The sequence below is a fragment of the Shinella sp. GW835-FHT14H05 genome (genome assembly GCF_058793575.1).
In genome coordinates, this window is the sequence record NZ_JBXAFY010000015.1 from 76,490 (window position 1) to 89,040 (window position 12,551).

At 56.6% G+C, this 12,551-nt stretch carries 13 protein-coding genes and 2 pseudogenes; 11 read left to right on the forward strand and 4 right to left on the reverse strand.

The window, feature by feature from the left end:
- The first annotated feature begins 29 nt into the window (after positions 1-29).
- The 3 genes from AC1Q6Z_RS29235 (at position 30) to AC1Q6Z_RS29245 (ending at position 2,665) form a co-directional block, all read left to right on the forward strand.
- On the forward strand, positions 30-437 hold the full coding sequence (locus AC1Q6Z_RS29235; protein ID WP_256120283.1) for a DUF1236 domain-containing protein: 408 nt from the start codon (positions 30-32) through the stop codon (positions 435-437).
- A 135-nt stretch (positions 438-572) separates the two neighbouring features.
- A complete protein-coding gene (locus AC1Q6Z_RS29240; protein WP_492650031.1) occupies positions 573-2,009 on the forward strand; it encodes a sensor histidine kinase in 1,437 nt (478 codons plus the stop codon).
- The gene (locus AC1Q6Z_RS29245; RefSeq protein ID WP_492650032.1) at positions 2,006-2,665 is read left to right on the forward strand and encodes a LuxR C-terminal-related transcriptional regulator; all 660 of its coding nucleotides are present in this window, start codon (positions 2,006-2,008) and stop codon (positions 2,663-2,665) included. The genes AC1Q6Z_RS29240 and AC1Q6Z_RS29245 overlap by 4 nt, the downstream gene beginning before the upstream one ends.
- Here the strand turns inward: AC1Q6Z_RS29245 and AC1Q6Z_RS29250 are convergent.
- A complete protein-coding gene (locus tag AC1Q6Z_RS29250) occupies positions 2,662-3,087 on the reverse strand; it encodes a hypothetical protein (protein ID WP_492650033.1) in 426 nt (141 codons plus the stop codon). The two genes, AC1Q6Z_RS29245 and AC1Q6Z_RS29250, sit on opposite strands and share 4 nt — an antisense overlap.
- Before the next feature lie 235 nt (positions 3,088-3,322).
- Between AC1Q6Z_RS29250 and AC1Q6Z_RS29255 the strand changes: the two genes are divergently transcribed.
- The 5 genes from AC1Q6Z_RS29255 to AC1Q6Z_RS29275 all read left to right on the forward strand — a co-directional run bounded on the left by AC1Q6Z_RS29255 (position 3,323) and on the right by AC1Q6Z_RS29275 (position 7,939).
- Positions 3,323-4,060, forward strand: a complete 738-nt coding sequence (locus AC1Q6Z_RS29255) for a DUF1236 domain-containing protein (protein WP_492650034.1) — start codon at positions 3,323-3,325, stop codon at positions 4,058-4,060.
- Between the two features lie 71 nt (positions 4,061-4,131).
- A complete protein-coding gene (locus AC1Q6Z_RS29260) occupies positions 4,132-4,308 on the forward strand; it encodes a hypothetical protein (RefSeq protein WP_492650035.1) in 177 nt (58 codons plus the stop codon).
- Positions 4,308-4,628 (forward strand): hypothetical protein, encoded by a 321-nt coding sequence (locus AC1Q6Z_RS29265; RefSeq protein WP_492650036.1) that lies wholly within the window; start codon positions 4,308-4,310, stop codon positions 4,626-4,628. The genes AC1Q6Z_RS29260 and AC1Q6Z_RS29265 overlap by 1 nt, the downstream gene beginning before the upstream one ends.
- A 151-nt stretch (positions 4,629-4,779) precedes the next feature.
- Positions 4,780-5,622: a DUF1206 domain-containing protein gene (locus AC1Q6Z_RS29270; RefSeq protein WP_492650037.1), complete on the forward strand. Its 843-nt coding sequence runs from the start codon at positions 4,780-4,782 to the stop codon at positions 5,620-5,622.
- 262 nt (positions 5,623-5,884) lie between these two features.
- Positions 5,885-7,939: a putative bifunctional diguanylate cyclase/phosphodiesterase gene (locus AC1Q6Z_RS29275; protein WP_492650038.1), complete on the forward strand. Its 2,055-nt coding sequence runs from the start codon at positions 5,885-5,887 to the stop codon at positions 7,937-7,939.
- Between the two features lie 130 nt (positions 7,940-8,069).
- Here the strand turns inward: AC1Q6Z_RS29275 and AC1Q6Z_RS29280 are convergent, their stop codons facing one another.
- Positions 8,070-8,267 carry a hypothetical protein gene (locus tag AC1Q6Z_RS29280; RefSeq protein WP_492650039.1) on the reverse strand — a complete coding sequence of 66 codons (198 nt, stop codon included), beginning with the start codon at positions 8,265-8,267 and terminating at the stop codon, positions 8,070-8,072.
- Between the two features lie 799 nt (positions 8,268-9,066).
- Here AC1Q6Z_RS29280 and AC1Q6Z_RS29285 point away from each other — a divergent pair.
- The gene (locus AC1Q6Z_RS29285; RefSeq protein ID WP_492650040.1) at positions 9,067-9,189 is read left to right on the forward strand and encodes a hypothetical protein; all 123 of its coding nucleotides are present in this window, start codon (positions 9,067-9,069) and stop codon (positions 9,187-9,189) included.
- Between the two features lie 211 nt (positions 9,190-9,400).
- Positions 9,401-10,405: pseudogene (locus AC1Q6Z_RS29290) on the forward strand (chromate transporter); the annotation flags it as partial.
- A 115-nt stretch (positions 10,406-10,520) separates the two neighbouring features.
- Here the strand turns inward: AC1Q6Z_RS29290 and AC1Q6Z_RS29295 are convergent.
- Positions 10,521-10,814 (reverse strand): type II toxin-antitoxin system RelE/ParE family toxin, encoded by a 294-nt coding sequence (locus AC1Q6Z_RS29295; protein WP_256120293.1) that lies wholly within the window; start codon positions 10,812-10,814, stop codon positions 10,521-10,523.
- Entirely contained in the window at positions 10,811-11,119 is a 309-nt protein-coding gene (locus AC1Q6Z_RS29300) for a type II toxin-antitoxin system RelB/DinJ family antitoxin (RefSeq protein ID WP_492650041.1), read from the reverse strand. The genes AC1Q6Z_RS29295 and AC1Q6Z_RS29300 overlap by 4 nt, the downstream gene beginning before the upstream one ends.
- A 209-nt stretch (positions 11,120-11,328) precedes the next feature.
- Between AC1Q6Z_RS29300 and AC1Q6Z_RS29305 the strand changes: the two are divergent.
- A pseudogene (locus AC1Q6Z_RS29305) lies at positions 11,329-12,476 on the forward strand (IS3 family transposase).
- The last annotated feature ends 75 nt before the right edge of the window (positions 12,477-12,551 follow it).

A 12,551-nucleotide genomic window follows, 5' to 3' on the forward strand; every position in this document is an offset into this window, starting at 1 on the left:
TTTGCCGTCCAACCTAAAGGAGTGGAACAATGAAACTCAACCTTCTTGCATCGGCTGCTATCGCGGCCGCTCTCTTCACATCGCCGGTGATGGCCGATGACGATAATGATGGCGCCGTCACCGGTGCTGCCGGTGGCGCGGTAACTGGTGCAGTCGTCGGTGGTCCGGTAGGAGCCGTGGTCGGTGGTGTTGTCGGCGCTATAGCAGGCACTGCGCTTGACCCGCCGCCGCGCAAGGTGGTTACCTATGTCGAGCAGCAACCTATCCCATCCGAGACGATCGTCGTCGAGGAAGTGGTGGAAGTCGGCAAGCCCTTGCCCAAGACCGTGGTGCTGACTCCGATCCCCGAAGACCCGACCTACGCTTACGCTGTGGTAAACAAGCAGAGGGTCATCGTCGATCCCAGCACTTACACGGTGGTGCAGGTACTCAACTGACGCAACTCCGCCTGCCATCCTTACCGACGGCAGGCGGTCCCCCACATGGAACTAACCCCTCGTTTGCTCGTTTGTCGGATCATCTTTGGGTAGTGTGTTGTATGGAGGCGAAGGGAACAGAAGGTGCTAACGCGCGTGAACGCATCGGATCCCGCGTGTACAGGATCGGAACGACCGACCTCCCATTATTCTTTTTGGGGGCGTCAAACCCTCGCCCGGCAGTTCTTCATCGCCGGCAGCGCATTCTCCCTGGCGGCGATGGCCCTTGTCGGGTTATTCGTGACACAGCTTATCGAGCAGACTGTTACTCGCAATGCCGCCTCTGCCACAGCTCTATATGTCGATAGCATAATTGCTCCTCTCCTCCCTGATATGGCGAGCAACGATATTCTCGATGAGACGAGTAGCCGCGCCCTTGATGAAACCCTTGCGCAAGGTCCGTTGGGCGAGCGGCTAAAAGCATTTCGTCTATGGGCTCGTGACGGCCGGATCCTGTATTCGAGTGACCCGTCTCAAATCGGAGGACAGTTTACGCCAAGTGAGGATTTGAAAAAGGCATTCGGCGGAGAGCTTGTTGCCGAGTTCGACGAACTCGACGATATCGAAAGTGCGGCCGAGCGGGAGTCTGGCCTTCCGCTGCTCGAGATCTATAGCCCGCTTCTGCAACCATGGTCCGGTGAAGTTGTTGCTGTCACGGAATTTTACGAAGTTGCACAGGGTTTGAAGGCGGATCTGTCCGTGGCCCGATGGCAGAGTTGGAGCGCGGTGGCGACTGTCACGCTTGCGTTCTTTCTCTCGCTGTCAGCAATCGTTTTCCGAGGAAGCAGGACAATCGACCACCAAAGTAGGGAGCTTCAGTCTCGCGTTTCGGAACTCACACAGCTTCTCAGCCAAAATGACGCTTTGAAGTCTCGAATTCAGCGCGCAGCCGCTGCGACAACTGCCCTGAACGAAAGCTATCTTCGCAATCTCGGAGCAGACCTCCACGACGGTCCGGCGCAACTGGTCGCCTTCGCCGCTTTGCGTGTCGATAGCGGTCTGTTGACTGATCCCACCACTTCCACGGAACGCCGGGAGAAAGAAGTCAGTGTCATCAAGACCAGTCTTGATGAGGCTATGACTGAGATACGCACGATATGCAGCGGACTGGTGCTGCCGCATATCGAATCAATCAGTCTCGAAGAGATGTTGGCAGAGTTGCTAAACAGCTATGGCGCGCGCACCGGCACGGCAGTCGAACTACACAATCGTGCTATAGTCTCGATTTTGCCGATAGCGGCAAAAATCTGCATTTATCGTTTCATTCAGGAAGCTCTCAACAACGGTTACAAACACGCTGCCGGGGAAGGGCAGTGGATCGCCATAGCGCCCTATGGTGATGGGATCGAGGTCCAAGTCGGCGACGCAGGGCCTGGGCTCTTACGTCAGAGCTCAGGTGGTAGCAGCATCGGTTTGGCCGGAATGAGAGACCGAGTTGAAAGCCTAGGTGGTGCATTCAGCGTAGCGACTGCCCCCGCTGGCACAATAGTGACAATGAGACTGCCGCTCCACGACATGGAGACATCGACATGAATACCATCCGCGTTGCGGTCGTTGACGACCACCCCATCTTCCGGGAGGGGGTAGCGAGTTGCTTAATCGAGATTGGTGGTTACGACATCGTCGGTAAAGGCGGAAGTTGTGACGATGCCCTGGCGATCGCACAACAGGTTGATCCCGACGTCATGCTGTTAGATATCTCGATGCCGGGAGGTGGCCTCAATGCTTTGGCCTCGATCCTGGATCGGCGGCCGGCGCAAAAACTCATCATGCTAACCGTATCGGAATGTCATTCAGATATCGCAACGGCATTGAAGCTGGGAGCCAAGGGCTACGTGCTTAAAGGTGTCGGATCTCGAATGCTCTCGGAAATCTTGCGCGCTGTACAGGGCGGGGAGATGTACCTCTCGCCAACCCTATCCGCGCGGATGATCGCAGGTTTGTCGCACACAGCGGCCTCTGCAGGACCAGTAGGGATTGGGGAACTGACGGAGCGCGAGCACGCCGTTCTGCGCCTCGTCTCAGCGGGGTTGAGCAATAAAAGAATTGCGCGCGATCTCGACCTTCATGAGAAGACGATTAAACATCATTTGACGCGTATATTCACTAAATTGAACGTCAGCAACCGGACCGAGGCGGCGATGGCCTTCCGGGATGCAGGTGAAACGCACCGGCCATCCGCTGGTTAGGGCATGATCGTCTTGAGCCAAAGCCGCATACGGTCCTGCGCGGTTGCCCTTCGGTTGACAATTGTTCGACCTCTCGGATCTTTCATGATGAAGCGGCCTTTGACGACCTGCTCCTGGTAGCCATTGCGATAGCGAACGGCAACGGAATTGGGCGTGACTTCCTTCTTGGTTACGGAGGCAGCGCGACCCTTTGCTTTGCCATTGGAGCCATTTGGCCCCTTGCCTTTGCCGTCGGACTCGCCCTTGCCGCCTTTGCTATCAGATCCCCCCTTGCCGCCCCCGCCGCCGCCGTTCTTCGCATCCGCGCTGGCAAGCGTGATGGAGGGGGCGCTTGCCTTCCACCTGACATGAACGGGTACTGCAGCGACCGCCAAGGCGATGCTGATCGTTAACACTGCGGTTGCGGGTTTGTAGGGCTTCATCATACACATCCTGCGTTCTTGCCGATGAAACGCGTAAGAACATTATACGTTCATTCATGTGGCTGAAGTCGGGACTGATGTCGGAATGACCGGTCCATCGGTCCAGTCTGGGAAAGACTTTAGTCCTGTCCTCTTCGGCAGAAGCCTAATCCCTGGAACACCGCCAGCGGTCTTCCGTTGACGGCTCCGTGTGCATTCTAAGCGCACAGAGCAACAATCGGAAGGAATGAGCCTCATGAATATCGTCTCGAGAAAAGCGATCGCTGCTGTCCTGCTGGGCAGCACTGCCTTCATGGGTGGAACGGCCATCGCACAGGACCAGTCCGTAGATGGCGCCGGGAAGTCGCAGAACGGTGCAAAGGTGATTCTCCCCCAGGACGGAGCGTCCGGCGAGGTGGACACAAGGGCCGGCGCGAACACTTCGGTGGAAGGAAGTGAAGTTGGCGCCGATGCTGCTGCGTCAAAGAAAGTCGAAAACGGTTCTGTAGCTGAAAGTTCTGCGCAGTCCGAGAGCAGCGGCAGCAACTCCGAGACAGCCAGATCGGCGGGTAGCGGCGTGGACGAAGGCAATGCCGAGTCCCCACAGCTTGACGCCAACGGGCAACCCTCGACGGCCGCAACTGTCGAAAAAGATGCCAAAGCTTCGGCTGACGCCCCAGCCACCGAGCAATCCAATGAGGCCGCGACAAGCGAGCCGTCGAACGAAATCACGGCGAGCATCGATATTACGACCGAGCAGCGCGCAGAGATTCGCAACGTGATCGTCAAGACCAAGGCGGAGCCCGTTGATCTCGATATCGAGGTCAATGTCGGCGTCGTCGTTCCCAGGACGGTCGAGCTTCGTCCGTTGCCGTCCCGCATCATCGAAATCGTACCGGCCTACCGCAGCTACGAATATTTCGTGCTGGCCGATGGCCGCATCATCATCGTCGAACCTGGCACTTTGGAGGTGGTTTACGTCATCGCCGCGTGATCGACGAGTTGAGACCCTGGAGAAGGGGCGAGCATCACCGCCCCTTCGTACTTCCGAAAAGGAACTAAATTATGGCGAAACGCGCGTTCGATAAGTCGGCCGATCAAGAGTTCAGCGTAGGCCTTCCCGTAGGAATTATTGTCTTCTGCATGCTTGGAATTTCCGCCTATCTTGCTGTTCTGGGTGTGGAGATCCCGCCGCCTTCAACGAAGGTGTATCTGGCCTCGGACGTTAACGGAAACCCGTGATGTTGTCCCTCGCGTTCGAACATATGTCCACAACACCCCTGGAGTTCAGGCAAATGAGCAGGTCTCTCTATCGGTATCTCCTAACACGGTTGGAGAACAACGAACCAACGATCGCTTCGCTCGAGCAGACGATTGAGGACATCAAGGCAATATTAGCTGCCAGCAACGTCCCGATCCCGGAGGGGCTCGCTCAACTCCACCAGTCCGGCACCATCAAGATCATCGATGATGTCCCAGCTGGAAAGATCGAGACAATTCTCATGGCGAGAGCAGATCGTGCCGGCGCAAGCGAACCGTCACGAACGGGGGAAGTAAACTAGCCAGTGCGGAAGCGCTTTCGAAGACGCGGCAAGGACGACGACGCCGCTGGCGCAGCATTCACAATTTTGAGCGTTTGACAGCCGGTCTCACGATATAGAGAGAACCAGACGCCTCCTTTCGCGTTCCAAACGCGAACACGGGGAGTGACCCATGAATCGACGAATTGGTTTTCAAATCCTGGCACGCAGTGGTTATGTCGCTCGAGGGATCGTGTTCCTTCTTCTGGCGGCTTTGGCACTGTACACGGGAACTGCGACGACGAATTCTGCGCTCGATTCCCTGCTTGACCAACCATTCGGCCGGTTATGGCTTGGGCTGATTGGCTTAGGCCTTGTTGGGTTCGTGGCCTGGCGACTGGCGCAATCGATCGCTAACGCTGACAATCACGAGCAGGACTTCAAGGGCTACACGGTCAGGGCCATGTTGTTTGGCAGCGCGGCGGTTTACATAAGCCTCGCGTACTACAGCTTTGACCACGCGTTTGGCATTGCGGCTGCACGAAGCTCCGACGGTGAAAAGGACCTCGCCGGTTGGGCAATGGCGCAACCGTTTGGTCGCTACTTCGCAGCGTTGATCGGGTCCGGTTTCTTGGTCGGGGGCGTGGTCACGGTCGCAAAAGGCGTGATGGGAAAATACGAGCGATACCTTGAACCGCAGGCAAGGGGTAGCACGCTGATAAAAATCATCTGCGTGTACGGGCTTGGCGCTCGCGGCGTCCTGTTTGCGGTCGCCGGTGTGTTCTTCTGTTATGCGGCGTTCACTCTCGATCCTCAACAAGCAGGCAGCCTTGCTGATGCACTCATTTGGTTGCGTCAACTGCCGTTTGGAGGGATCCTCTATGTACTGGCGGCACTAGGTCTATTCTCATTTGGCGGATACAATCTTATCGAGGCACGGTATCGGTTGGTCCACACGCCCGATCTGGGTGACGCGCGAAAAGCGGTTTCGCCGAACGAACAGTCCGGATTAGAAGATTGCCCTCCCCGGCGGTAAAATGCTGGGCGTCTGGTCCGCTACCGTACAGAGCTCGCTTAACGGACGATTCAGTTACCTGTACTACGGTTGCCGGCTGACGCTGAACGCAGGCATGACGCCGAGCAACCGCCCGATGTGTGGGCATCCTTGTCGTCATGGATTGACTATGACCGTTACTCCGCGACTTCGCGCCCGCCTTTTTGCCGTCTCGATGACGAGCGCACTAATTCTATCAACGCTCGGTGGACTAGCATATGTCGTGTCAGCCGCAATCTCCTCCATGGCTGCATCGGCTGACGAGATGGACGATATGCGCGCGCTCGCAGCAGCGAAAGGCGCTTTAGACGCGTTGAGAAAACAACTGGGCGCAACCGTCAGAGACAACGCCTATTGGGACGACGCTTACTTAAGCCTTAAGGGAAATGGAGCGCAGGCCTGGGCAACTGAAAACTGGGGAGCCACAACCGCTGATTACCCATTGTATGATACCGCAATCGTTTTAGACGCGGCAGGTAGCGCCTTAATGGCCTACCATAAGGGCATAACCCTGACCGACGAAGCTGTTGAGCGTTTCTTTCTCGGTAAGCTTCCCAAAATCGTTGCCGCCGCGCGTGATGTTGAATATGCCGCGGACGACCTTCCTGTCGCTTTTGCAAAAACGAGCGAGGGGATGGCACTGGTTGGCGCGGCGGCAATTCAGCCAGCCGATGATGCCGAATTTGACATGAAAAACGCCAACGTGCTCCTCTTTTCTAAGCAGATGAGTGCGAACGTCGTAGCCGAGATCGCTCGGACATTCAGTATTGCAGGTCTGGCAGTGGAGGTTGGGCTGGGAAACCCAGCGATGCTGCATGCAGACGTGCTGGATATTGACGGCCATGAGATCGGAAGGGTGACGTGGCCGCCGATGCATCCTGGGACTGCAAGCTATAATCGTGCGCGGCCAACGATTATCCTAGCTGCAATAGTGCTCGTATCTGTACTCCTAGCTGTGGTGATCTGCGGACTCTTGATATTTCGTGGCCTGCGGAAAAGTGAACAGGTCTCTAGATACAAGGCACGCCATGATGCCCTTACAGGCCTTTGGAACCGAGCTGGGTGCCTGGAACAGCTCGATGAAATGCTACGTCCCGAGACTGGAGGATCCAATGCAAACCTATATATCCTTGACCTTGACGGCTTCAAACCAGTTAACGACGCGTGGGGACACCCGGTTGGCGATAAACTGATTAACGCAGTTGCCGTGAGACTCCTAGAGGGCCTTCCTGTAAGCGCTATCGTGGCACGTCTCGGTGGCGATGAATTCGCGGTACTGAGCGCAACCGATAATATCGGATCCAATTTCACCGTGCATGAAACCATCCTCCGCGCGCTATCGATACCGTTCAAAATCGAGGGGAGAACGATAGAGATCGGTGGCAGTATCGGCTGGGCAAGGGCCGGGAACGGTGCGCTGGACAGCACTGAACTTCTCCGGCGCGCTGATCTCGCTTTATACCGGGCAAAGAGCGTCGGGCGAGGTGTAGCGGTTGAATACGAACCCGGCTTGGACGAAGAAGCGATTTGGCATGCTGAACTCGAGCAAGAGCTGCGCCTGGGTCTCCTGGCAGGCGAAATCCACGTCGTATTCCAACCATTGATCGAGGCATCCACCCGCGAGATCGGAGGCGTGGAAGCTCTCGCACGATGGACCAGTCCGACACGAGGACCGATATCGCCAGAGACCTTTATTGGCGTCGCTGAAAAGGCCGGTTTGATCGATCAACTCGGTCTTCAGGTCTTGCGAATGGCAATTCAAGAGAGTGCACAATGGCCGTCTATAGGGGTGGCCGTGAATATCTCTCCTCTTCAACTAAAGAACCCCTATCTCTGCAGGCAGATCAAAGAGGTGCTCGAGGAATATCGTTTCCACCCCGCTCGCCTGACAATCGAGGTAACTGAAGGGGTATTTATCTCTAATCCAGACCAGGCAAAGCGAGCGTTTGACGGATTGCGTAAACTGGGGGTCAAGATCGCACTCGATGACTTCGGATGCGGCTATGCCAGTATTGGCACACTAAGAGAGTTCGGATTTGATAGCATGAAAATCGACCGCTCCCTCGTCTTCAACCTTGACAAGGAGGGCAATGGCGGAGCTGTGCTGCATGCAACGATAGCCCTTGCGAACGCATTGAATCTGCCTGTAACGGCAGAAGGAATCGAGACCGAAGCGCAGGCTACGGCCGTTCGCCTGTCGGGTTGCGACCGTCTCCAGGGTTACCTCTTCAGCAAACCAGTCGATGCAACAGAAATCACACGACGGTACTTCAAGGAACACCAACAATTGGTCTGCTAATCGGCACGTTTTCGAAATGTCTTCCGTGGCTCGCCTAGGCCATATGACCCGACCCAAAGCTGCCTATCGTATCCGCTTCCGTGTTTATCGGCTTTTTGCCCCAGTGGAGACAAGGGCGGTAACGTCGACGTCAAACCGTTCTACGATTTTTGACGTCCTCCCACGGGCCGGTTCGACTAAATGCAGCAAAAAAGAGCTGCTTCCGGTGATGCTGTTGCTCAATCTCAGGTCCCGAAATCTTCTGTCCGACGTAGATTCCGTAATGGACTTTGTATCCCTCGACCAAAACAGCATGCTTCACCGTGACTTTCACTGGGGTGATGGTCATTGGTTTCCTCCGCTTGGCAGCTTTGACACGGACCTGGCGGAAGCAAAAACTCGATTATATGGTAAAGGCCTATGTCGTAAGCACTGGGATGCCTCAATAGCCATTTTCTTTTACACCGTCATGAAGAAGCTCGGGATCAAAATCAGCCGGTCGATGGGCATCAGGTGTACTCGAACACTTCTATGACCGCCCCTTAAGTCGATCGTTGCCGGCACTCAATCCTGTGTAAACGGTGTATGAAATTAGTACGAATATCGACAGCGGCTCGAGGGAATTAAGGTTTTGAAGACCAAAAGGCCTTGCGCAATCTCCGGTAGCTTGGATCGATCGAACAGAAGGATAGGTTGGCCGGGCTCCAGGATGGAGCCTGATTCGAGGAATGAACATGCCGCACCGGTACCTTCGCCGCATCGCGCCAAAACACGCGCCGGCCGACGATCTGGCTCGTGCAATTGCCGATATAGATAAACGACTTGAGCAAATTAGACACGCCAACGAGCCCATTCCATTTGACGCCTATCGCGCTCGGCGAATTCTGGGAGAGGCACATGCCCGCTGCTCCAAGCGAGTGGGGCCCCCTATCCCCATACTTTCCAACACACGAGCTGCACGGATCGATTCGATACCTAGATCAGATCGATCCCGCAGGGACCCGGTTGAGCGTCACGAGGCGCTCCCGGGTTTTCCCTATCCACCATCCGAGCCCCAAGATTTAACGGGTTGTCTTACGCCGATGCCGAGGACAGATTTGCGTTTCCGCAAATCAGTATGCGGCTTGCATGCCTATGAAGGGACAACTATGGCCTACGACTGGACCGGCGAAACGACGCGTAAACGCAATCGATTGAAGCTGGCAATGAGCATAGTCCTGAGCCTCACCATCGTTCTCGGTATCCCCGCGGCGCTCTCACCGTTCATGTGAAACGCAACTAATGAAACCGCACAAAGGCAAGCCAGGCACCGCCCATTCTTAGGACTTACTCACACTTTAAAGCTTACTGTCGAGCCTGCCAAATTATCTGCTGATGGTCGGTTTGGCGCATTTTGTCGGCGTGCATAGATGGAAATCGCGGAGTTGAGCGCAATCGTCCATGCGCCTCTCAAACCGTTGAAGTCAGCGCGACCACGATTGCGTCCTTGCCGTCGTCGTCCAGGCGGTCTTCCTGATCGGCAGTGGGGCGCTGAAAAACAACGTCTCGGTTGCCATCGCGGCGGCAGCGTTCGTAGCGCTCTTTTTTCCTCGACGTGCCCTTCCCGCTGATCATCGTCGCGGCCGGGCTTGTAGGCTACATCGGGGGGCGGGCGGGCGGGCGGGTCTTCCCGCGTTCAAGGCAGGCTGGGCACAAGTCGGGATCGGGCAAGATACTGGAAGACAGCAATTCCGTTCTCGGCGAGGATATCCCGCATCACGCCAGGCCCAATCTCGCCTGGTCGCTCGAGACCTCCGGTGCTCTGGCGGCGCTCTGGCTCATTCCCGTCGCGGGGCTGGTCCTGGCGCTCGGCTGGGACACCGTGTTCTCGAAGATCGCTCTGTTCTTCAGCCAGATGGCCGTCGTGACCTTCGGCGGCGCCTATGCGGTCCTTGCCTACGTGGCTCAGGCTGCCGTGGAAAACCACGGCTGGCTCCGTCCGGGAGAAATGCTCGATGGCCTTGGCATGGCCGAGACGACGCCCGGTCCGCTCATCATGGTGACGCAGTTTGTCGGTTTTCTCGCGGGCTATCGCGATCCGGGGGCACTGTCTCCTCTGGCAGCGGCGACGTTTGGCGCGATCTTGACGACCTGGGTGACCTCCCTGCCAAGCTCCTCTGGATATTCGCCGGGGCGCCCCTCATCGAGAAAATGCGCGGCAACGTCGCGCTCGGCGGCGCGATGTCGGCAATCACGGCGGCGGTCGTCGGAGTCATTCCTAACCTCGCAGTCTGGTTCGGCACAAACGTGCCGTTCGCCAAGGTCAAGTCTGTCGCCCTAGGTCCGCTCACCTTCGACGCGCCTGTCCCCGGATCGCTGCTCCTGCCGTCGCTGGTCCTGACCGTGTTGGCAGCGCTCGCCATCTTTCGTCTCTGCGTGTCCGTCATCGCGGTCCTAGCGATGTCGGCCGCTGTCGGGAGCGGCTGGCAATTGGTCATGCGAGGCTAGGGATAGGAACGCGTCCATGACGGGAACTGCGGCGAGAAACTCAAATCCAAATGGCTGCGAGATCTCTTTTGGTCTAGGAGGGATACGAACTGCCGCCCCGCCGATTGGAGTCGAATCACCCGCCTGGCAATGAGTCCGGCCATTCCTGCGCACCATGTAGGACGCGAAGAATACGGATTGTTGTCTCGGCAACGGTATATGCCACGATATAAGGCGTGCCGTTGATCACAAGTTCGCGCGTCCCGGCAATCCTACCAACGCGCCCGCTCGCGGGAAAATCGATTAGGCGACGAGTGGCGCCCACGATCCGTTCGTCGATCAAGATGGCGGCTGAAGGATTGACTGCCTCAGTATATGTGAAAATGCCGTCGCGATCCGATAATGCAAACGCAGACCAAGTGAGCTTCACAATTTGGATGCAACGGATTTGCGACGGGCCGCCGCTCGACGTTGCGCAAAATGCGAACCGACTTCTTCATCGGACACATCTGGTCGAGTATCGCTCAACGCTTCGAGCACCCTCGCGCGAAACCAAGCATCATGCGCTTCACTTCTCGAAAGAAGCTCAAGTGGCAGCGCACCCTCGTTGGCTGTACGGGTTAGCAAAATACGGACCGCATCAGATACCGTAAGTCCCATGCTCTCAAGCACGGCGGAGGCACGGTCCCGAACGTCGGAATCAATGCGTGTTTGGACAAGAGCGTTTGCAGCCATAGCTATCTCCCATATCTAAGGAGATAGTAATGCAATTGCATGACGAACGCCAGAGTGGAACTCAAACCATTTTCGCGCCGCCATGTGCTAATTAAGCTCTTGAAAGGACTCGAACCAGCGCTCCACTTTCAGTAAGTCAATAAGTGTGGCCTGCTGCCGGTTTCATGGACGCCGAGTTAAGGTGTTTCCAATGAAGCTGGAGCGCATGAATGCAACGAAGGAAGTTCAGCCGCGAGTACAAGTTTGAGGCGGTGAAGTTGGTGCGAGAGCGGGGCGTCAGTGTTGCGCAGGCAGCCCGGGATTTGGATGTTCACGAGAACGTCCTGCGTAAATGGGTCAGGGAATATGGCTCCGACCCTGTGCAGGCTTTTCCCGGCCACGGACAGATGAAGCCTGAGCAGCTTGAGATCGAGAGGCTGCGCAAGGAAGTTGCAAAGCTGAAGGCGGAGCGTGATATCTTAAAAAAGGCCGCCGCCTACTTTGGGAAGGACGTGATATGAAGTTCGCGTTCGTTGCAAAGCACCGTTCGATCTGGCCGGTGGCATGGCTCTGCGAAGCGCTGGGGGTCTCTCGTTCTGGTTTCCATGCCTGGCTCAACCGTTCTCCGAGCCGACATGCCAGGCAAGATGAGGTTCTGCTCGACAAGATCAAGGACAGCTTCCAAGACAGTGACCGTACCTATGGTGCCCGACGTGTCTGGCACGACCTTCTCGCCGAAGGCTTCTTCTGCGGCCTGCATCGCATCGAACGCTTGATGCGCGAAAATGCTCTGAGGGCCAGGCCGAGGCGACGCGGGCTGCCGAAAGATGGCGGTGAGCGCCCGGTCATCATGCCGAACGTGCTGGACCGGCAGTTCGAAGCGGGTCGGCCGAACCAGAAGTGGGTGGCCGATTTTACCTACCTATGGACGGCTGAGGGCTAGCTCTATGTGGCTGCCGTCATCGACCTGTTCTCTCGTCGTGTCGTTGGCTGGTCGATGAACAACAGCATGACCTCCCAACTCGTGACCGACGCGCTGATCATGGCCATCTGGCGCAGAGGCAAGCCGGATGCGCTGTTGCATCATTCGGACCAGGGTAGCCAATACACCAGCGAGCAGTTCCAGCGCCTCATGGCCGATCACGGCATCACCTGCTCGATGAGCCGCTCCGGCAATGTATGGGACAATGCCGCAATGGAAAGCTTCTTCTCATCACTCAAAACGGAAAGGACAGCACGCAAGGTCTACAGAACCAGAGATCATGCAAAAGCGGACGTATTCGACTACATCGAACGCTTCTACAACCCGAAGCGTCGGCATTCGACACTGGGCTATCTCAGCCCGATGGAATTTGAAATCAAAGTGGGATTAGCCTAACTCGGTGTCCGAAAAACCGGCAGCAGGCCAGTGTCTGTTTTTCTTATATGGCTCGGGAAAACCACCGGATCTGCT